The organism is Novosphingobium aerophilum, assembly GCF_014230305.1.
GTDB classification, from domain to species: Bacteria; Pseudomonadota; Alphaproteobacteria; order Sphingomonadales; family Sphingomonadaceae; genus Novosphingobium; species Novosphingobium aerophilum.
Genome location: NZ_JACLAU010000033.1, coordinates 16,286 through 35,665, shown reverse-complemented (window position 1 = coordinate 35,665; position 19,380 = coordinate 16,286). Strand labels below are relative to the sequence as shown.

General features: G+C 62.6%; 18 protein-coding genes. 10 read left to right on the top strand and 8 right to left on the bottom strand.

Annotation, left to right across the window (positions count from 1 at the left end; all coding sequences use genetic code 11):
* Positions 1–199: 199 nt before the first annotated feature.
* From H7F49_RS15365 to H7F49_RS15350, 4 genes are all read right to left on the bottom strand, one after another.
* Positions 200–1,480, bottom strand: coding sequence for a cytochrome P450 (locus tag H7F49_RS15365; RefSeq protein ID WP_185684461.1), 1,281 nt, complete (start codon positions 1,478–1,480; stop codon positions 200–202).
* Positions 1,481–1,574: 94 nt separating this feature from the next.
* On the bottom strand, positions 1,575–2,429 hold the full coding sequence (locus H7F49_RS15360; RefSeq protein ID WP_185684460.1) for an alpha/beta fold hydrolase: 855 nt from the start codon (positions 2,427–2,429) through the stop codon (positions 1,575–1,577).
* Positions 2,430–2,452: 23 nt separating this feature from the next.
* Complete coding sequence (locus H7F49_RS15355; protein WP_185684459.1) at positions 2,453–3,613, bottom strand: hypothetical protein; 1,161 nt, start codon at positions 3,611–3,613, stop codon at positions 2,453–2,455.
* On the bottom strand, positions 3,610–4,170 hold the full coding sequence (locus H7F49_RS15350) for a UGSC family (seleno)protein (protein ID WP_185684458.1): 561 nt from the start codon (positions 4,168–4,170) through the stop codon (positions 3,610–3,612). Before H7F49_RS15350 ends, H7F49_RS15355 begins: the two co-directional genes overlap by 4 nt.
* 89 nt (positions 4,171–4,259) lie before the next feature.
* Between H7F49_RS15350 and H7F49_RS15345 the strand changes: the two genes are divergently transcribed.
* A complete protein-coding gene (locus H7F49_RS15345; protein ID WP_185684457.1) occupies positions 4,260–5,021 on the top strand; it encodes a TetR/AcrR family transcriptional regulator in 762 nt (253 codons plus the stop codon).
* 3 nt (positions 5,022–5,024) lie between these two features.
* Here H7F49_RS15345 and H7F49_RS15340 read toward each other — a convergent pair whose 3' ends face one another.
* Both H7F49_RS15340 and H7F49_RS15335 read right to left on the bottom strand, forming a co-directional pair.
* Positions 5,025–6,335: an acyl-CoA reductase gene (locus tag H7F49_RS15340; protein WP_328806790.1), complete on the bottom strand. Its 1,311-nt coding sequence runs from the start codon at positions 6,333–6,335 to the stop codon at positions 5,025–5,027.
* Positions 6,336–6,424: 89 nt separating this feature from the next.
* Complete coding sequence (locus tag H7F49_RS15335; RefSeq protein ID WP_328806789.1) at positions 6,425–7,651, bottom strand: hypothetical protein; 1,227 nt, start codon at positions 7,649–7,651, stop codon at positions 6,425–6,427.
* A gap of 256 nt (positions 7,652–7,907) precedes the next feature.
* On the opposite strand from H7F49_RS15335, the gene H7F49_RS15330 reads away from it, so the two are divergent.
* Positions 7,908–8,813, top strand: coding sequence for an SDR family oxidoreductase (locus tag H7F49_RS15330; RefSeq protein ID WP_185684454.1), 906 nt, complete (start codon positions 7,908–7,910; stop codon positions 8,811–8,813).
* 28 nt (positions 8,814–8,841) lie between these two features.
* Here the strand turns inward: H7F49_RS15330 and H7F49_RS15325 are convergent, their stop codons facing one another.
* Complete coding sequence (locus H7F49_RS15325; RefSeq protein WP_185684453.1) at positions 8,842–9,498, bottom strand: TetR/AcrR family transcriptional regulator; 657 nt, start codon at positions 9,496–9,498, stop codon at positions 8,842–8,844.
* A gap of 136 nt (positions 9,499–9,634) precedes the next feature.
* Here H7F49_RS15325 and H7F49_RS15320 point away from each other — a divergent pair, with 136 nt between their 5' ends.
* The 5 genes from H7F49_RS15320 to H7F49_RS19610 all read left to right on the top strand — a co-directional run bounded on the left by H7F49_RS15320 (position 9,635) and on the right by H7F49_RS19610 (position 15,262).
* Positions 9,635–10,186: a TolC family protein gene (locus tag H7F49_RS15320; protein ID WP_185684452.1), complete on the top strand. Its 552-nt coding sequence runs from the start codon at positions 9,635–9,637 to the stop codon at positions 10,184–10,186.
* 273 nt (positions 10,187–10,459) lie between these two features.
* A complete protein-coding gene (locus H7F49_RS15315) occupies positions 10,460–11,092 on the top strand; it encodes a TolC family protein (protein WP_185684451.1) in 633 nt (210 codons plus the stop codon).
* Between the two features lie 2 nt (positions 11,093–11,094).
* Positions 11,095–12,171 carry an efflux RND transporter periplasmic adaptor subunit gene (locus H7F49_RS15310; protein ID WP_185684450.1) on the top strand — a complete coding sequence of 359 codons (1,077 nt, stop codon included), beginning with the start codon at positions 11,095–11,097 and terminating at the stop codon, positions 12,169–12,171.
* The gene (locus H7F49_RS19615; protein WP_235982227.1) at positions 12,168–14,000 is read left to right on the top strand and encodes an efflux RND transporter permease subunit; all 1,833 of its coding nucleotides are present in this window, start codon (positions 12,168–12,170) and stop codon (positions 13,998–14,000) included. Before H7F49_RS15310 ends, H7F49_RS19615 begins: the two co-directional genes overlap by 4 nt.
* A 65-nt stretch (positions 14,001–14,065) precedes the next feature.
* Positions 14,066–15,262, top strand: coding sequence for an efflux RND transporter permease subunit (locus H7F49_RS19610; protein WP_235982226.1), 1,197 nt, complete (start codon positions 14,066–14,068; stop codon positions 15,260–15,262).
* 5 nt (positions 15,263–15,267) lie between these two features.
* Here the strand turns inward: H7F49_RS19610 and H7F49_RS15300 are convergent, their stop codons facing one another.
* Positions 15,268–15,726: a cytochrome c gene (locus H7F49_RS15300; RefSeq protein ID WP_185684449.1), complete on the bottom strand. Its 459-nt coding sequence runs from the start codon at positions 15,724–15,726 to the stop codon at positions 15,268–15,270.
* 162 nt (positions 15,727–15,888) lie between these two features.
* Here H7F49_RS15300 and H7F49_RS15295 point away from each other — a divergent pair, with 162 nt between their 5' ends.
* The 3 genes from H7F49_RS15295 to H7F49_RS15285 are packed head-to-tail and all read left to right on the top strand — an operon-like array spanning position 15,889 to position 19,369.
* A complete protein-coding gene (locus tag H7F49_RS15295) occupies positions 15,889–17,547 on the top strand; it encodes a DUF1592 domain-containing protein (protein WP_185684448.1) in 1,659 nt (552 codons plus the stop codon).
* Complete coding sequence (locus tag H7F49_RS15290) at positions 17,544–18,890, top strand: DUF1552 domain-containing protein (RefSeq protein WP_185684447.1); 1,347 nt, start codon at positions 17,544–17,546, stop codon at positions 18,888–18,890. The genes H7F49_RS15295 and H7F49_RS15290 overlap by 4 nt, the downstream gene beginning before the upstream one ends.
* On the top strand, positions 18,887–19,369 hold the full coding sequence (locus H7F49_RS15285; RefSeq protein WP_185684446.1) for a VOC family protein: 483 nt from the start codon (positions 18,887–18,889) through the stop codon (positions 19,367–19,369). The genes H7F49_RS15290 and H7F49_RS15285 overlap by 4 nt, the downstream gene beginning before the upstream one ends.
* The last annotated feature ends 11 nt before the right edge of the window (positions 19,370–19,380 follow it).

Sequence of the window (19,380 nt, the reverse complement as noted above, 5' to 3'; positions counted from 1 at the left end):
GGCCTTGGCGGGCGATTTTTTCATGGAGGGTTGGGGCTTCATCTTCGTTCCTTCGTCACTGCGACGAAGCCCCAACCCTCCTTAATTCACAACCTCAAATCTGTGCCATTGGTGCTGACGGGGGACAGTTATTCATTTCATTGCTCCGAAAGCCTTCGCGCGAATTGACGGATACGAATGGCAGCCGCCATTCAGATGATCATGGCTTCGCTTCCAGCTTCACGTGCAGTTCGGACAGGCCGCGCACGATAAAGCTGGGCTCGAATTCCAGCTTGCGATCGCTGGTCGTGCCGTGCCTTGCAGGGTCAAGCGTGATGCGCGAGGTGTGTTCAAGGAATTTCTCGAACAGAACCCTCACCTCCACCCTCGCCAGCGGCGCACCGGCGCAGGTGTGTGCACCACGTCCGAAGGAGAGGTGCTCCTTGATGCCCGGCCGGTTCAACATGAACTTGTGCGGCTCTGGCCAGCGTCGTTCATCGCGGCTGATCGAAGCAAGCGCGACAGCGATGCGCGTGCCGGCCTTGATCTTCACTCCGCCGACCTCCGTGTCCCGGCGCGCAAGCCGCGCGGTCATCTTGGAGGAACCTTCGAGCCGGAGCACTTCTTCGAGCATTGGAGCAATAAGCGTGGGATCGGCGCGCAACTGGTCCTGAAGACCTGGCTCATCAACAAGGTAGCGCATCGCATTGCCGATCAGCTTGGCACTGGTATCCTGACCCGCACCGAACATGAACACTGCAAGGTCGATGAGGTCCTGCAACTGCGGCTTGCTGCCATCGGGATAACTCGATTGCGCCAGTTCACTGAGGATGTCGTCACGCGGATTCTCGATCCGGTCCTGAATGTATTTGTAGAAATAGCCGCCCATCAGAACGAAGGGGTGGTCGGGCCTGTCGTGGGTGTTTTCGCTGCTGTCGAGGCTGCCCGGAACCGCTGAGTTCTTGATGACGTTCATAAAGAACTGCCGATCCTCCGCAGGAACGCCAAGAAGATCGGCGATTACCAGGGTGACGAACGGGGTCGCGATTTCCGAGATCAGTTCGCACCCGCCCTTATCAATAGCCTCGCGGACCAGTTCCTCCGAATATTGCCTAATGAACAGCTCGTTCGCCTTGAGCCGCGACGGCACGAACAGCCTGTTGATCAGCGCGCGCATGTTCGTGTGCGGATGGTCATCCATGTTCACGACCAGATTGTGACCAAGGATGTCCGATCGATGTTCCTCAAGCTGCTCGCTGATGTCGGGGCCCTGGGGCTCGAATGTCAGTGGAACGCTTGCGCTCTGCAGCGCGATTGATGAGGAAAAGTCGGCCGCGTTGCGGAAAATCTCCAGGGCTTCGGAAAAGCCTGTGACAACGAGATAGTCCTTGCCGGGCGGTTGCGCGATCGGGCCAAGCTTTCGCACTTCTTCAAAATAGGCATAGGGATCGAGCAGGATATCGGGATCCGTAAAGAAGTCTTTTTCGATAAGAGCAGTCATGATTCTGTCCTGTAAGGAAGTTTTCGGGAAATCGTGGTCGGCACCCCGGGGAACAACGTCCCGAGAGCCTATCTGCGAATTGAGGAAGCCAAGTTCAGCCGGGGCCGGCAATCCCGGCGGGTGAATGCAGCCCTGCCTGGTTGTTCAGATCCAGCCATTGCAACATGACCTGCGCAAAGGCCTGCGGATATTCCACCATGGGAACATGGCGCGCGCCGGTAAATACGTGCGAGCGCGCTCCCGGAACAAGGTCGGCGATCAGCTGGTTGCCTTCAGGCGGCGTGCCTGTGTCTTCGTCCCCCCATACGACCATGGTTGGAACGGCTATCCTCGGAAGGCGGTCCCGCACATCGAAATGCAGAATGGCAAGGCCACCTCCGACATAGCCATCCGGCGATGTGTTCGCGACGGTCGCGCGGATTTCGGTCCAACGGCGCGGATTGGCACCATGAAACCGATCGGTAAGCCAGCGGTCCATCGTCGCGTCCGCCAGGGGTTCGAGCGATCCGGCAGCCGCGATGTCGGCGAAACGCTGGTCCCAGACCTGTTTCCCGCCGGGAATGTTTTGGGGCGAGGTATCGCACAGCATCAGCGAAGCCAGCCTGTCGGCATGATCCAGGCCAAGGATCTGGCCGATCATGCCGCCAATCGACAGGCCGACAAAATGGACGCGATCGGTGCCCAGAATGTCCAGCACGCGCACGACGTCCCCGGCCAGTTCTTCCATGGTATAGCCGCCACCGGGAAGCGTGGCCTTGCCCGCCATGCTTCCCCCATGGCCCCGCATGTCGATGCGTAGCACCCGCCAGCCGTTCGCCAGAAGGACGGGCACCTGCTCGGCCCAGATTCCGGTGTCGGCGGAAAGGGCGTGCGCCAGGCAGACCACGGGGCCATCGGGCGGCCCCATGAGGTCGTAATGGAGACTACGGTCTTCGAGTGCGATGAGCACGTTTCAGCGTCCCGGAAATACGATCATTCCGCAGCGATCGCGGCTGGAACGGCCCGTGCGATGGGCCTGGTCTGAGACAGGGAGCTGCCGAAGCTATGCAGGCCAAGCGCATGCAGTCCGCCAAGGCCGCCACAAACGAACAGGACAATATCCTTCGGTTCCGGCGTCGCATAAATGCGACCATCTTCGCGGATGCGCCCCTGAGCCTCTACCTGTTCACGGTGATAGGCTTGCAGGAAATCGGCGGGCAGGCTGGCATATTTCCAGATGACTTCCTGCACATCCTCGATGCTGCGCAATCCCTTGGCGATGATAGCTGCGCAGATCGGGTTGATGCCGATGGTCATCTCCGAATATTCCATCGACGGCGAGAAGCAGTTGGCGCCCGGATAAGCGACCGACTTCCCGATCATTTCGAGGAACGCATCCGCGCCCGTCGATGTCGTATCGAGGACATTCATCGTACCCATCGTCGAAAAGGCCGTCACGGCATTGCCTTCCACGCCCGCACGGCGTTCAGCCAGCGGCGCCCACGGCGACTTCTCTTCCCATTCCCCCATGAGAATGGATGCAAGGCGGCCCGGCGAACCGAAAGTGGTTTGCGAGGTGGTGCCCGCAACCTGCCCCGCGACATTGCGCATGATAAGGCGGATCGCGCGGCCAATGGCGTTTGCCTTGGTGGCTACGCCGCCTGCGCAACCATAGGAGTATGGGATGTTGAGCGCATCGCGCACCGGCCCGTTCACGACAAAGGCCGGAAAAACCGGGGCAGTCGTGGCATTGACACCATAGAGCTCGAAGTCCGGTTCCGCGATGGCTTCGATTGCGGCGATTATCAGTTCGAGCGACTCTACCGGAGCACCCGCCATGACGGCATTGATAACGATCTTTTCAACCGTGCACTCGCTGCTGTCGGGCATTCGCGCGATGATTTCATCCGGATAGCGATCGTTCCCGGACAGGAACGTGCGCACCCGCGATTCGGTCGGCGGCACCAGCGGAAGCCCATCTCCCCAGCCTTTTTCCAACGAAAAGTCCGTGAAGGCGGTTATGTCGTCTTCCGCCTCCACCCTGATGCTGGTCAGCCAGTCAACTTCGCACCCGGTCGGCCCGCAGTCCCGGCTGACAAGTGCCTTGGCGGCATTGTTCTTTCGGCTGGAAGGCTTGATGACATGGATGCTCATGCCGCCTGTTCCTCACGCGTGAGGCTGGCGCCCATAAGGCTGAGCAGCCCTTCGAAATAGGCCTCGGCCACGGGGTGCACTTCTTCGCGCGACAATTCGTTGAGCGGATAGGGCAAGACATATACGCGCAATCCCGAGCGGCCGCCCCGCTTCGCCAGCACGTGCGCAAATTCCTCGAAATTCGCCGTAGCAACCGCAACGGTAGGAATGCCGCTGTTAGCCGCCGCCACGGAATCGCGCACGGTCCAGCCAGTGCAGGAACCGCAATTGGCCAGCCCCAGGATGGCGATATCGATCGTCTGAAGCCAGGCGTCCAGCGATTGAGCCTGCTCTTCGCCTTCAAGTCCCGACCTGTTGGTAGAGCGCCAATAGGAAACCTGCGCACCAGCCGCCTCCAGTTTCGCGGCCCAGACTTCACTGATCCAGTCCCAGCAGCGCCAGATCTGGTCCAGCCTGAATCCAATACGCTTGCCCGCGATCACGCCTGCATCAGGACCCCGGCTCGCATTGTCGTCCTGGCGGGATGCGGTTGGATCAAGAACTTTGACCTGCGCCATGGCTATGCTCTCCCTCTCTGCTTTCGGGCAAGCCCGAAGGCCTCCTTCTATGCGACTCAATGTCGCATAGAAGGAATGACGCGTCCATAGTGGATCGGACCATCCAAATTCATGCAAATGTGGCCATTAAGGCGAGCCTCGCACTGGACGCGGGGCATGATTTGGGGAAAGACCGAAGCATCGGCTTGACGGCTATTGCCGATTGCGCTGCGAAAGTGGAAATCGGAAAAATCATGACCGCGCAGCCTGTCAAATCCGCCGCTTCAAACAGGCGAACCACGCGCCTTTCGCGCCCGAACGATGCGCGTGCGGTCCGCTCTCGCGCGGCATTGCGCGAAGCCTTGCTGACCTTGATCGAGAAGCACCCGTTCGAGGAGATATCGATCCGCGACATCACCAATCAGGCAGGGGTCAGTTATCCCGTATTTTACCGTCGCTATGATGCGAAGGAACAAGTCCTGACCGACATCGCCGAGGACGAAGTCCGCAAGCTGTTCGAAATCACCTATCCTGCCCTGAGCGGGGAAGGGCCGAAAAGCGGTCTGGAGCAGTTGTGCGCCTATGTTACGGCGCACCGCGCCTTGTGGCGAATTCTGCTTACAAGAGGGGCGGCGGGACGGATGAGGGAAGAGTTCGTCAAGGCTTCGGTGGACATTGCGAACAGTTCGAAACGGGCTAACCCCTGGTTGCCTGTTTCGTTGGCATCGAATTTCGTCGCATCCGGCATCTTCGAGATTCTGGCGTGGTGGCTGCAACAGGCCGAGGACTACCCGACCCGCAATGTCATCACCTTCCTCGAACAGTTGATCGTCCAGCCCACACTCGAACCCCGTGAGGTCAAGCTCGACTGATCGTCAGTCGTCGCCTTCACAGCCGTCCTCGTTCGCGATCCAGTGGACGAAACGGTGGAGCGGATACATTGCATCGTGCGGATTGCCAATGGCGCTGGGACCGGCTTCGCCAAGTCGCACCACGCGCTGGGCACCGCCGCTTGCCAGCTGATCGCGCAGATCGGCCATGCGATGGAACGGAAAGACGCCGACTGTCTGTGTCGCCACGTTGACGTATTTCACCGCCCGTTCCAGCGACGGCACGCAGACCACGTTCGCTGTCTTGCGCAAGGGATGGAAATCGACCGGCTCGTCGGATCGGATGGCGACACCGCGTCCGTCAAGCGCGCCGAACACGGCGTAGTCCTCGTCCATCATGCGCAGCGTTTCGATCTGTTCACGCAGATCTGCTTCGAGCGGCCTTGGCGTCCCCTCGCCCATGTGGTCCATGCGGATATGCTCTGCCAGAACCTGGCAATAGCGATCGGCCTGTTCGGTAGTCGCCTCGATGAAAGTGAAGCGGCTGCACACGCAGGCTTCCTGGTTCGCCATGGCGACATCGCTGGCATTGAGCCTGGCCGCGCGGATCATCGTTTCTTCCGATTCAAAGGCTTCCTTGCCGACCATCGAGATCGAGGTCTTGGGGTCGAAGGAAACAAGTTGGAAGCCAGGCCCGATATACTTCATCACGCTGGAAATGGCGTCACCCCCACCCCACGCGACCAGTTTGTCGAAATACTGCGGGCGATAGAGGACCCGCTCGACCCGATCCTCGCCGCCGCGCCAGTAGACCGCCGACATCGATCGCACGACCGGGTGGTCGGGATCGATCTCGGCCATGGTGCGCAGGAAGGCCACGGTCGAGAATGGATCAGCCGATGCCATCTTGAAGACGTTGACCGACTTGACGAGTGCTGCCTGCGCGATCGAACGGATGCCTTGCCCCGGCGCATTGCCGGGAAGGACGTGGATCAACCGCGACGGATAGGCACGAATGAAGCTGCGCCGCCCCTTGTGGTCGGTATGGGGAACCCAGCCATCCAGCGCCGCGGGGTCCGGTATGTTCTGTTCCACCAGCTCGCGCAGCGAGCGCGGATCAAGGTAACTGGCCGCATCGCGGATCATGTGCTCAACGGCCACGCGCGGTTGCAGGCTGACCTTGGCGAGATGCTCGACGCAGGCCTCGATGTGCGGATTGCCCGGGTCGGCAAGTCGCGCGCCTGCTTCGCCCAGGAAGTCGATGATCTCGGCAAGCGACGTATTCAGCATCGGTGGCAATTCGGTGCGAGGCTGGACCAAGGCATTCAGGTCCAGCTTCGGTGTGGCGAAGGACACGCCGAGATCGCGCGAGGTGTGGACCTCGTCCCCTCCTTCCACCAGCCTGCCCTGAATGAAGAATGGCGCGCTGCCCGTAGAGCCCGACATCACGCGACCCCCCGCACATAGGCATCGACTGTGCCTGAACAGGCAATCTTGTCGTCGCCTTCAAGATCGGCATAACGGGCGATGTTGTCGGCTATCGAGGGCGAGGGCGATCCGCAGGCGCAGGGCCTGAAATCCACATCTATGCGATCGCCAGAGATGACGCCGCCCCAGCGGCCTTCGAGCGACAGGTCGAAGAACGCGGCACGGCCCGTCACTTCTCCCTGGCTGAAGTCGAGCAGGTTCGACCCGTCCTTGTCGAGCGGCAGGCAGACCATCCAGGCCGGTATGTGATAGCGACCGTTCGAACAGCGCGCCATAGACGTCTGTGCTTCCTGCATGCCGTACATCTGATAGATGTACGCAGGCGACAGGTTGAAGGTTTCGAAAATGTATTCCTTGTAGTTTTCCGGCAGCTTGGCTCCCTTGAGGCCACCGCCCAGGAAGACTCCGTTCTCGGGATGGAAATCCTTGGCGGAAAAGCCCCGTTCCCGCACCTTTTCAGCCAACTGGTAAAGCGGCCCCCACATCGTCATAAGCATCAGCCGGTCAGCACGGTGGGCGATGACGTGATCGACCGCGCCGTCCAGCCCGGCATCAAGTGCCGCCTGCCGAACCGCGCTTTCGCGCTCGAACTCGGCGATGTCATCAGGCATCGCGGTCCCTTCGGATATCGCCTTGCGCAGAGCGATCATCCGCGTGATCGAGCCAATGGTTATCGCGGGGCCTTCGCCGCTTGGAGGCATTTTGGCAAAGTCGACGAAAGCCTGGACCAGCGCCCCGCCATTTGCCGCATTGCGCGAAGTCTGGGCGGTCGCACCGAAGCCGGCGATTGTCCGGTTGTCGCCGGCGCGGATTGCCGAAGCCCACTGGACCGCCTCGACACCTTCCCGCGCCGCGAACGCAAGATCCGTCCCTGAGGCCGGCAACATGGCCGGCTTGCCGGTAGTCCCGCTGGTGCAGGACACGAAGAGACCTGCCTTTTCGCAAGCGGCGATCCAGCCATCGACGTCTTCCACGCCATCAAGATCGATCCCGTCGGTCGACATGGACGAAACCGTTGCCAGCCAGCGGGTCAGCCGGTCCCAACGCTTGCCGGTGAGAAAGCTTTCCGGATAGCTCTTGTAGGCGGTGTGCGGCAGCAGCAGCGGGACGATATCGCCCAGGCTTCGTATCTCGGTGATCCCGGCATCTTCTGCCCGCTGGCGGACAAGCTTGATCCGCTCCACCCCTTCGGCGAAACGTTCGGACAAGGCGGCAAGCTGCAGCGCCCGGATATCCTCGAATGCCAGGTCGAACCCGGTCCGGTTCGGCATGTGAGCAAGCAGCTCTGCGACGTTTTCGCCCATTGCAGCACCTTTCCCGTTATCCAGAGAATCCTAATCAATCCCCGGTTGCATTTTACGTTACACAGAATAATGTAAAACGGTCAAGCCTCGGAAGGGCAATTTGGTTGCCCAAGCGACAAAAGGGACGGTGAACTTCATGGAAAGTCCATTCGAACGTCAGGAACACCGCCGGGTCATGGTCACAGGAACCGGGGGCCTCGGCCTGGAAGCCGCCAAGACCCTGGCAGAGCTTGGGGCAACGATCATCATTGCAGGCCGCGATCAGGCAAAGGGCGAAGCTGCCCTGAACGAGATCGTGTCCCATGCGCCATCGGCACACGCCGACTTCGAACTGGTCGATCTTGCCAGCCTCGCATCGATCCGGGCAATGGTTCAGCGGCAGCTGGACGATGGTGAACCGCTTGACGTCCTGATCAACAATGCGGGAATCATGTCGCCGCCGCAGCGGCGATTGACGGTCGATGGTTTCGAAGCCCAGTTCGGCACCAACCACCTGGGTCACTTCGCCTTGACCCTTGGCCTGCTTCCGCTCCTGCGCAAATCGGCGGCGGCACGCGTGGTTCATGTCACAAGCATTGCGCATAAGTTCGGCCAGCTCGATTTCGCCGACCTCCAGAACGAACGCAATTACAAGGCAGGGATTGCCTATTGCCAATCCAAACTCGCGGTTGCGCTCTTTGCACGCGAATTGCAGCGCCGCGCGGAAGCAAGTGAGTGGTCGTTGCAAAGCATGGCCGCCCATCCCGGCTTTGCAACGACCAACCTGTTTGCGGCGGAACAGGGTGCGCGCAGCTTTACAACGCTGTTCAGCACCAGGGTCTTAGCGCCACTTCTGGGCCATTCGGCGCAACAGGGCTCGCAGCCTATCGTCTTTGCAGCGGCTTCGCCCGCTGCCAGCGGCGGCAAGCTTTACGGCCCGACCGGGTTCATGGAGATGAAGGGACTGCCCGGCGAATGCACCTTCGCAAGAACCGCGCAGGACGATGAAACCTCGGCCCGGCTCTGGACGGAGTCGGAGCGGCTGGTCGGCATGTCCCTATAGACGATGTGGAGATTCGGTTCAGGCCGGGTTAGCTGCCCAGCAAGCCCCCCACGATGATCTCGAGGACAAGCTTGGCATGGCTGCCAGCCATGGCGGGGTTGCCGTTTGCTTCTTCCTTGTCTTCCCCGCTCTCGAATAGCCCTTGCGAGAAGATCATGCGCAGGACAACAGTCGCCACGGCCCGAGCATCGCGATGGGTTGTAAGACCTTCCGCGATGACTTCCGCGACCAGACCCAGTAGCGGATCGAAGAACATCTTTGCCGTGGCTTCCTGCATCTCGTTGTGCAGACTGCCAAGGTAGAACGGATTGAGCGCGATCAACCGCTGGACCGCGCGGGCCCGAGGTTGCGCCAGCAATTGAAGCGCATCGACAATGAAGGTCGATAATCGCTCCCTCACCGTCCCTTCCCTTGCCACGGGCAACGGTTCCACTTCAGCCAGCATTTCGCGAATGGCATCGGCGAACAGGTCGCTGCGGCTTGAATACCGTGCATAAAGCGCCTTGCGGGAAATGCCGGCGCGCTGTGCGATGCCGTTCATCGTCGCGCCATCGCCCTGCTCGAGCAGAGCCGCCATCGCCGCATTGCGCAGATTTCGGTCTATCGCCTCCGCCTCGGCAAGGCTGGGCCGCCCCTGACTGCGCGTCGGAGCGGCCATATCAGTGCTGGATCGCTTGCCTGCCATGGACCTTTCTCGAAATTGGCGCGGTAAGCACCCAATAGCCGCTGCCTGTCCAAGCTCAATGCGATATAAGAAACACTATTGTATCTTTAATTGCAAGCGATAGAATGCCGCCATCCAACCACAAGCGACGGCACTCGTGACTAGCGACAAACAGCAATACGGTCTTGGCATGATAGTCTGCGTGGCCCTGGCGATGGCGGGTTGCGCGCCCGCGGTCCGGCCTGCCGTTGACGTACCTTCCCTGCCGCCGAAGTTCGAAGCGCGAGCCACGGCCGGACCGGTCGCCGCGGCGCTACCGGGTGCGGCATGGTGGAGCGACTTTGCTGATCCCCAGCTGACCTCGCTGGTAGAGCAGGCGCTCACCCGCAGCACAACCATCCGGCTGGCCCAGGCACGGATCCGTGAGGCGCGCGCCCTGCGTTCCCAAAGCCGCGCGGCCACCCTGCCGTCAGGTTCGGTAAGCGCCAGCGGCACGCGGCAGGACGGCGCAAACCTGTGGGGCGGGGCGCTCGCGCAGGACCGGACCGACAGCGCGCAGCTCACCTTTTCGCCATCTTGGGAAATTGACCTGTTCGGAAGACTGGACGCCCAGCGCGACAGGGCCGACAGCGATGCCGCAGCGGCATCCTTCGACTTCGCGGCAAGTCGGCTGAGCCTAGCAGCCGATACCGCATCGGCACTGTTCTAGGCGCGCCTCATCGCGGCCCAGCTCGAAACGGCGCGCGGCAGCCTCGAAATTTCGCGGCAACTGGCCCGCACTGCACGCCTTGGGTTCGAACGGGGCCTGACATCCGGCCAGGATCTTGCCCGGCTGGACAGCGATGCCGCAAGCGGCGCGGCCGAGGTTGAACGCCTGGCCACCGAACTTGGCATTGCCAAGCGCAGCCTGCTGATCCTTGTCGGAGATCCCGCCGGAGCGACAGAGGCGCTGGCCATCGAACCGGACCTTGCCCCACCTCCGTTGTTACCGGATGCCGCACCATCGATCCTGCTGGTACGCCGGCCCGACGTACGATCGGCAGCACAGTCTTTGCTTTCGGCCAACCTAACCACGCGTGTCGATCGGCTGGCCCTGTTTCCGCGACTTTCGCTGCAACCGGCGGGCGGGGTTTCGGCCAGTTCATCGGCTGGCGGGATAGGCACGGGTTTCTGGTCGCTGGGGGCCAATCTCGCCGTCCCGGTGCTGGATCGCGCGCGGCTTCTCACAGCTATGCGGGTAAGCGAGGCGCGCGCCGAGCAGGCCGCCATCCGTTACGAAAAAGCCGTCCAGACCGCTTTTGGCGAGGCTGAGAACACCCTTGCCCGGGCGCACTCCGGGCATCGCCGCGCCGCCGAGCTCGAAGATGCGTTGACCAATGCCGCCAGCGCCCTCGACCGTGCCCGCAAGGGGTATCGCGCAGGCCTGACCGACCTAACCACCCTGTTGCAGGTCCAGCGAACCTGGTTGCAGGCGCGCAATGTCCGAGATGCCGGACGGGCCGCCTTGCTGACGGACAGCGTTGCCGCGATCCGCGCCCTAGGCGGTGGCTGGAGCCCCGAAGCCAGCACCAATGCCGATCTGATCGACCTTGCCACCCCCAGACCGAAGGATTGACGATGCGTTCTGCCACCCTGGCCCTTCCTGCACTTGCCCTGGCGCTGGCGCTGGCCGGATGCGGCGGCAATGCGGAGGGCGAGCGCAAGGCCATGCCGCCCCAAACCGTATCCGTCGCCCGTGTGGAAATGCGCGAAATGGCGGGATCACTGCGGGCGTCCGGACGCCTTCTGGCGCGCGAGGAAGCCGCTGTCGCGCTTGATGTCGGGGGCTTCAGGGTGCGCTCGGTGCTGGTAGAGGAAGGCGCACAAGTATCGGCCGGGCAGATTCTGGCCGAGCTGGATCCCAGTCTGCTTCTGCCCCAGATCGCACAGCTTCGCGCCACACTGGCCCAGCAATCGGTTGCGGCGGAGCAGGCCAGGGATCAGGCCGCGCGCGTGGCGGGCCTGGAAAACGAGGGCGTCCTCTCTGGAGAAGCCATCGCCAACCGGCGCTTCAGTGCGCGAAGCACACAGGCGGCCCTGGCTGCGACCCGGGCCCAGTTGCAGGAAGCGGAAACCAGGCTGGCCCGCCTCAAGGTCAGAGCTACGGTCGGCGGCCTGGTGCTTGAACGCAGTGTGCGGCCGGGCGATACGCCCAGCCCAGGCACCAATCTGTTCCGCATCGCCCGCGATGGCAGCATCGAACTCTATGCCGAGCTGCCCGAAGCCGCGGCAGCCGGCATGTCGATAGGCGATCCGGCGGACGTACGCCTTCCGTCGGGCAAGGTCGTGACCGGCAATGTCCGGCTGATCGGTGCCCGGGTGGATGGGCAAAGCGGGCTGGTTAGCGTTCGCATCGCCCTGCCCCGCGACAGGGAGTTGCGGCAGGGCGGCTTTGCCGAAGCGCGCTTTACCCGTGCGGCAAGCGTTCTGGCCGTTCCGGAAGCTGCCGTGCAGTACGATGCAGATGGGGCATCGGTACGCGTTATCGACAAGGATCGGCGCATCAAGCGCGTGACCGTGCGAACCGGCCAGCATGCGAATGGCTATGTCGAGCTGCGCGAAGGCCCGCCCGCGGGCGCGCAGGTGGCGGTCAAGGGCGGCGCCTTCACGCTTGAAGGCGATGTCGTGGCGATCGAAGGCGGAAAGGCGCGATGAACCTGCGCATATCCGCCTGGGCCATCCGCAACCCGATCCCGGTGGCGATGCTGTTCATCCTTCTGACCGTGGCGGGCGCAGTCGCTTATATGCGGTTGCCGGTGAAGATGTTTCCCAATGCCAGTCTGCCGATCGTCACGGTCACGGTGACGCAAAGCGGTGCAGCGCCGGCAGAGATGGAAAACCAGATCACCCGGCCCATTGAAAATGCGCTGACAGGTGTGTCGGGGATCAAGAACATCAACTCCACCATCACCACGGGAACATCGTCCACCACCGTCGAGTTCGAAACAGGAACCGAGATCCAGCGTGCCGTCGACGATGTCCGAACCGCGGTGGAACGCACGCGGGCGGAACTGCCCAACGGCATCGATCCGCCCACGGTGCAACGGCTCGACCTCGATAACACGCCGATCGCAACCTATGCGGTCAGCGCCCCCGACATGACCGCGAGCCAGCTTGCCTGGTTCATCGACAACGATGTGGCCCGTGTCCTGCAAGCCCAGACCGGCGTCGCCCGGATATCACGCATTGGCGGCGCAGCGCGGGAGATCAACGTCATCCTCGATCCTGCCCGCATGGCGGCGCTGGATATCAACGCGGCACAGGTCAACTCCGCACTGGCTGCCTTCAACGTCGACGGAACAGGTGGGCGATCCGGGGTTGGCGGGGTAGAACAGTCCATCCGCGTCATCGGAACGGCCCAGACCGTGGCCGCGATCCGCGAACTGACCATACCTGTACAGGGCCGCTATGTCCGGCTTTCCGACATCGCCGAGGTGGGTGACGGGCAAAGCGAAGTGCGCGGCTTTGCCCGTCTCGATGGTCGCCCGGTGGTGGCGATCCAGGTTTCCAAGACCAGCGCCGCGAGCGACGTGGCGGTAGACCGGGCGGTTGCCCGCGGGCTGGACGAGATCGCCGCGCAGCACCCAGGCGTGGCCTTCATCCAGATTGCCCGCACTGCCGAACAGACTGCCCGCAGCTTCCGATCGACTGTCCATGTTTTACTTGAAGGAATCCTGCTTGCCATCATCGTGGTCTGGCTTTTTTTGCGCGACTGGCGAGCGACATTGATCGCGGCCACCGCCATGCCGCTGTCGCTGATCCCGACCTTCATCTTCATGGGCATGATGGGCTTCAGCCTTAACGGTATCACCATGCTGGCACTGACGCTGGTGATCGGCATCCTGGTGGACGACGCCATCGTCGAGGTCGAGAACATCGAAAAGCGCATCGAGCGCGGCGAAGCACCCTATCAGGCGGCACTGATCGGGGCCGATGCCATCGGTCTGGCGGTGATCGCCACCACCGCCACGATTGTCGCGGTCTTTGCCCCCGTTTCGATGATGCCCGGAGAAGCAGGACAATTCTTCAAGGAGTTTGGTCTGACGGTCGCGGTTGCGGTGCTGTTCTCGCTGGTGGTCGCCCGCCTGCTGACACCGCTGCTCGCCGCCTATTTCCTGCTGCCCCACAGCGCCCGCAAGGAAGCAAGCAAGGCCGGCGGGCTGATGCCCAACCATGCACGGATCCTGTCCTGGGCGCTGGATCGGCCAAAGACGAGCATGGCCATCGGCACCCTTTTGTTCGTCGGATCGCTGGTGCTTGCCACCACCCTGGCAATCGGCTTCCAGCCCATCCAGAATCGTAACTTCGCCTATATCGCGGTCGAAGGCGCGCCCGGCGCCACGCGCGCCGACATGGAGGCGGCGATGAGCAAGGCCACGGCGATCCTGCTGCGCGAACCGGATGTGGAGCATGTCTTCGCGCAGCAGGATCGACCAGCGGCGCCATTCTGTCCGGTGGTGGCGACCTGCGAACCGGTACGCTGACAGTCGTCCTGCGCCATGACCGGTCGGAAACGTCCGAGGCTTTCCAGGCGCGGCTGTCGCCCCGCTTGCGGGCGATCCCCGAAGCCCGGTTCTACAACCAGGGCAACTTCGGGCAGGCCCCTGTGACGGTGGTGCTGGCAGGCGCAGATTCCGCCGCTCTGGAACGCACCCAGATGCGCATGCTGCGCGAAATGCGGGCACTACCCGCCGTTTCCGATCCCCGCCCCAGCCCTTCGGCACCGGGGCCAGAACTCGTCGTCACTCCCCGGCCAGACGAGGCCGCGCGGCTCAACGTCGATACGCGCACCATTGCCAGCGTTCTGCGGGTAGCCACCATCGGCGACATCGACGCTTCGGTCGCCAAGTACTCCGACGGCGAACAGCGCTTGCCGATCCGGGTACGCCTGCCCGAAACGATTCGGCGCGATCTCGACGCCATCGCCAACCTGCGCGTGCCGACCAAGGACGGGCGAACCACACCGCTATCGAGCGTGGCAAGCGTGGAATTCAAGGCAGGGCCAGGCCGCATCGTTCGCTTTGGGCGCGAACGGCGCGTTGCGGTGGAAGCGGACCTTGCCGTTGGCGTCCCTGTCGGCACCGCTCTCGCCGCAGTGCGCGATCTGTCGGTGATGAAGCAATTGCCCAAGGGCATTCACGAGGCGCAAGAAGGCCAGAGCCAGATGATCGGCGAGATGTTCGTCGGCTTCATCCTCGCTTTGCTGGCGGGAATCTCGTTGACATTTTCGGTTCTCGTCCTGCTGTTCCGCAGCTTCTTCAAGCCCGTGGTCATCATGGGGGCGCTGCCGCTGAGCCTCGTCGGTGCCTTTGGCGCGCTCAAGCTGGCGGGGCTGCCGCTGGACCTGCCGGTGCTGATCGGTCTGCTGATGCTGATGGGGCTGTGCGCCAAGAACTCGATCCTGCTGGTCGAATTCGCCATCGAATCGGAACGCGAAGGGTTGTCCATGCGTGATGCGCTGTACGCCGCCTGCGCCGAACGCACCCGTCCGATCATCATGACTTCTGTGGCGATGATCGCCGGCATGTTGCCGACCGCGCTGGGATTGGGCGAAGGTTCCGAATCCAGGCAGCCTATGGCGATTGCCGTGGTCGGCGGCATCGTCAGTTCGACGGCGCTGTCGCTGGTGCTGGTGCCGGCCTTCTACGAACTTGTCGAAGCGATAGAGAAGCGCATCACGCCGTACCTTGCCCGGTTGGTGCGATCGCCCGACCCCGACGCCGAACCGGAAGCCCGACCAGCATGATCCGCTCAGTTCACCTTGGGCGTCCGATAGACATCGTGGCACTGCTTGCAGGGCAAGGCATCGACCAGCATTCCGGTGACCGCGGTCACGTCGCCGCGCGCGCCGACGGCGGCCATGGCTTCCGAATTGCGGGCAAAGTCTTCCATCCGACGCATGAAATCGGCGTTGTTCGACCAGGCTTCAGCCTTCGTCCGCCCGCCCGGCACCTGCTGGCGATAGGCTTCCAGCGACAGCCTCGCGCCATCGGCAATGGCGCGGGTCGCTTCCGGCAGCTTGGCTGCAGGTTCCAGCCCCGCCACGACCTTGCCGAGAAGATCGCTGTCCTTGCCAAGCTGTTCCATGATCTGCTGGCGCTCGAAAATGATCCCTTCAGCTTCTGCGGGATCGATTCCGGCGGCCAGGGCCGCGCAGGCAGGTGCAGCAACCAATGCGACGGCGATCAGGATGCGGTGATGGGCAATCATGTCAAAATCGTCCCCAAGCTTCATTCTTATGCGCCACACCTTCGCATAGGTTGGTCGGGGCGGTCAACGCACGGGCGCGAAAACAGAAATAGTATCTAGAGGGAGAGTACGATGGACCGACGACTTGGAAAGGCAATTACCCGCTTGGCTTTGCCGTGTTGTATGGCCATCGCCGCTATTGCGCTTGCGGGCGTTGACTTCGTCAAGCCCACCAGTGCTGCTGCGGCCCAGGATACAGGCGGTTCGCATGGTCCGGCGCTGCGCCGCCTGAACGAAGGTCAGTACCTTCGCTCGATCGAACAGGTGTTCGGCCACGGAATACGTGTGCCTGGCCGGTTCGCCCCGCCGCTGCGCGAACAAGGCCTTCTGGCGATCGGCGAAGCCCACGTCTCGGTTTCTCCCTCAGGCCTTGAACAATACGAACTGCGCGCCCGCGAAATCGCCGAACAGGCCCTGGCCTTGCCGGGCGTGCGCCCAAACTGCGCCAACCAAGGCAACCGCTTCGACCGTGACTGTGCAGAACAGTTCCTTGGCAAGTACGGTCGTCTGCTCTACCGCCGCTCGCTTGATGCCGCCGAACTGGCGGGCGTCGTTGCCGTCAGTCAGCGCGCTGCGGCGACCAGCGGCGACTTTGGCAAGGGCCTGCAGGCCGGTCTGTCGCGGCTGCTGGTATCCCCCTATTTCATCTTCCGCCTCGAACGCGCCGCTGCCGCGCCTGATGCCATGGGCCGCGCAGTGCTGGACGATACCTCGCTTGCCACCCGGATAAGCTTCCTGCTGTGGGATGCACCGCCCGACGAGGAGCTGCTGGCGGCGGCGGAACGCGGAGATCTTCGCGAAGATGCGAAACTGGCCGCGCAGGTCGATCGGATGATGGCCTCGCCCCGTTTCGAACAGGGCGTGCGATCGTTCTTCTTCGACATGTTCGGGTTCGATCAGTTCGCCGGTCTGGTGAAGGACCAGGCGATCTTCCCCAAATTCAATTCCGAACTGGCCCGCGATGCGCAGGAACAGACACTGCGCACACTGGTGAACCTGCTGGTCACGGAAAAGGGCGATTATCGGGACATATTTTCGACCCGCAAGACCTTCATGAACCGGGGCCTGGCCGCGCTTTACAAGGTGCCCGCTCCTTCCGCAGGCGTGGAAGGCTGGGCACCCTACACCTTCCCGGACGACAGCCCACGCGCCGGGATCCTCAGCCTGGCCGGGTTCCTTATGCTCGACCCGACGCATGAGGGCAAAAGCTCGCCCACCATCCGGGGCAAGGCCGTGCGCGAACTGCTGCTGTGCCAGCCGGTTCCGGCGCCGCCGCCCAACGTCAACTTCAGCATCGTGCAGGACGATTCCAATCCGCTGCTCAAAACCGCGCGCCAGCGCCTGATCGCGCACCAGGAAAGCCCGGCCTGTGCCGGTTGCCATGCCTTGACCGATCCTATCGGCCTGTCGCTGGAAAACTACGACGGTGTCGGCGCGTTCCGATCGCACGAACATGATGCCGCCATTGACGCCACGGGCACTTTCGATGGCAAGCCCTATGTCGGCTTGCTGGGCCTGTCGCAACGCTTGCGCGAAAGCGCCGACCCGCCGGCCTGCCTTGTCCAGCGATTGTTCGAATACGGTTCGGGCCGCGCTGTTGGCGCAGGCGACAATGCCTGGCTTGAAACCGCTATCACCCGGTTCGAGACCGATGGTTTTCGTCTGCCGGCGCTGATGCGCCGGATCGCCACGAGCACTGCGCTGCGCAGTCTTGGCCCGGCCTTGCCCGAACCGGGGACGCAACAGGCCAATCTCGGAATGCTTTACAGGAGGACGAAATGAGCCGCTGGACCAGAAGAAACATGCTGCGCGGCATGGCGCGCGGCGCTGCCGTGGCAGTAAGCCTGCCCTTGCTCGACCTGTTCCTTGATGGCCATGGCGAAGCCCTGGCGAACGGCGCCCCGATTCCCACGCGCTTCGGCACCTGGTTCTGGGGCTGCGGCGTGAATACGGCGCGCTGGTTCCCGAGCACGCTTGGCAAGGGGTATGACCTGAAGCCGGAACTCGCGCCGATCGCCCCGTGGCGCGACAAGGTCAGTGTCTTTTCGAACTTCAACTGCATCTTGGATGGCAAACCGAACCTTGTCCACTGGTCGGGTGTGATGGCGACGCTGACCGGTTCTGCCCCGCTCAAAGGCGGAGTTACCGGCGGTTCGGCGGAAGCACCGACGTTGGATTGCCTGATAGCGGATCACATCGGTCGCGGCACACGATTCCGCTCGCTCGAACTGGCCTGCACCGGGCAGTCCGGCGTCAGCTATTCGATGCGGGCCGGTTCAACCGTCAACCCCAGCGAGGTCGATCCAATCCAGCTCTACCGGCGTCTGTTCGGGCCGGAATTTGCCGATCCCAACAAGGCTGGGTTCACGCCGGATCCTGCGATCATGGTCCGCGAAAGCGTGCTGAGTTCGGTCAAGGACGACCGCGATACGCTGATGCGGTCGCTGGGTTCCGCGGATCGCCAGCGCGTGGACCAATATTTCACCTCCGTCCGGCAGGTTGAGGAGCAACTGGGGCAAATGCTGCAGAAGCCTGCCCCAGCAGAGGCCTGCACGATCCCCAAGGCACCTGGCCAGATGACTCTCGGCCCTACGTGGGACGTTGCCACGCGCACGCACGATGTCATGGCGCAGCTACTGGTCATGGCGCTCGCCTGCAACCAGACCCGCGTGTTCTCGATGGCCTTGTCGAACGCCGGATCGAACCTGCGCAAGGCAGGCGAGCCTGTATCCTTCCACGAATTGACCCACGAAGAACCGGTGGACGAAAAGCTGGGCTACCAGCCCAAGGCCACCTTCTTCATCGAACGCAGCATGGAAACCTTCGCCACCATGCTGAAGCACCTGGATGGGGTGCGCGAAGGTGCCAGTACCCTGCTCGACCATTCGCTGATCCTGGCCACGTCCGAAAGCAATTTCGCCAAGATCCACTCGGTCGATAACCTGCCGATCCTTGTTGCCGGATCGGCCGGCGGGCGCTGGAAGCCCGGCCAGCACATCAGCGGCAATGGCGATCCCAGCTCGCGCGTGGGCCTGACCATCCAGCAGGTACTGGGACTTCCCGTCACCGAATGGGGAAGCGGTGCCATGCAGACATCCAAGCCGATTTCGGAGGTAGTATCATGATCCGCAAACTTGCCCTTTTTGCCCTGCTGGCACTTGGCGCCGTTCCCGCTTCAGCGCAGACCCCGCCACCGGCGATGCCAAGCGAAAACATGGTAGGTCCGGCGCTTTACGTCACCGATTCCGCCCGTTCGGTCCGGTTCTACACCGAGGGCCTGGGCATGAAAGTCAGGATGCGATTCGGCAGCGCCGAACGGCCCGACGTGGTAGTCGGCTTCGGCATGAACCCGACCGATGCCGGGATCATGCTGATAACCGACAAGGATGGGCCGATCCGCCCGATCACCCATGCCCACGGGTTTGACCGGATCGCCGTTCGGCTGCCCGGTCTTGAAGCCGTTGCCTCGCGCCTCAGAGCGGCAGGGTTCGAAGCCGGGGAAATCAAGGTGGTGCACGGCTTCGTGCGGATGATGATGGTCACCGACCCGGACGGCTACCGGATCGAACTGATCGACAGCCAACCAATACCTCGCAAGCCATGAACCAAATTCGG

What these genes read in the sequence shown, in the direction of transcription:
- H7F49_RS15365 (WP_185684461.1), bottom strand. Translation starts at nt 1,480, where the DNA reads ATGACTGCTCTTATCGAAAAAGACTTCTTTACGGATCCCGATATCCTG.
- H7F49_RS15355 (WP_185684459.1), bottom strand. Translation starts at nt 3,613, where the DNA reads ATGAGCATCCATGTCATCAAGCCTTCCAGCCGAAAGAACAATGCCGCC.
- H7F49_RS15350 (WP_185684458.1), bottom strand. Translation starts at nt 4,170, where the DNA reads ATGGCGCAGGTCAAAGTTCTTGATCCAACCGCATCCCGCCAGGACGAC.
- H7F49_RS15330 (WP_185684454.1), top strand. Translation starts at nt 7,908, where the DNA reads ATGGAAAGTCCATTCGAACGTCAGGAACACCGCCGGGTCATGGTCACA.
- H7F49_RS15325 (WP_185684453.1), bottom strand. Translation starts at nt 9,498, where the DNA reads ATGGCAGGCAAGCGATCCAGCACTGATATGGCCGCTCCGACGCGCAGT.
- H7F49_RS15310 (WP_185684450.1), top strand. Translation starts at nt 11,095, where the DNA reads ATGCGTTCTGCCACCCTGGCCCTTCCTGCACTTGCCCTGGCGCTGGCG.
- H7F49_RS19615 (WP_235982227.1), top strand. Translation starts at nt 12,168, where the DNA reads ATGAACCTGCGCATATCCGCCTGGGCCATCCGCAACCCGATCCCGGTG.
- H7F49_RS15300 (WP_185684449.1), bottom strand. Translation starts at nt 15,726, where the DNA reads ATGATTGCCCATCACCGCATCCTGATCGCCGTCGCATTGGTTGCTGCA.
- H7F49_RS15295 (WP_185684448.1), top strand. Translation starts at nt 15,889, where the DNA reads ATGGCCATCGCCGCTATTGCGCTTGCGGGCGTTGACTTCGTCAAGCCC.
- H7F49_RS15290 (WP_185684447.1), top strand. Translation starts at nt 17,544, where the DNA reads ATGAGCCGCTGGACCAGAAGAAACATGCTGCGCGGCATGGCGCGCGGC.
- H7F49_RS15285 (WP_185684446.1), top strand. Translation starts at nt 18,887, where the DNA reads ATGATCCGCAAACTTGCCCTTTTTGCCCTGCTGGCACTTGGCGCCGTT.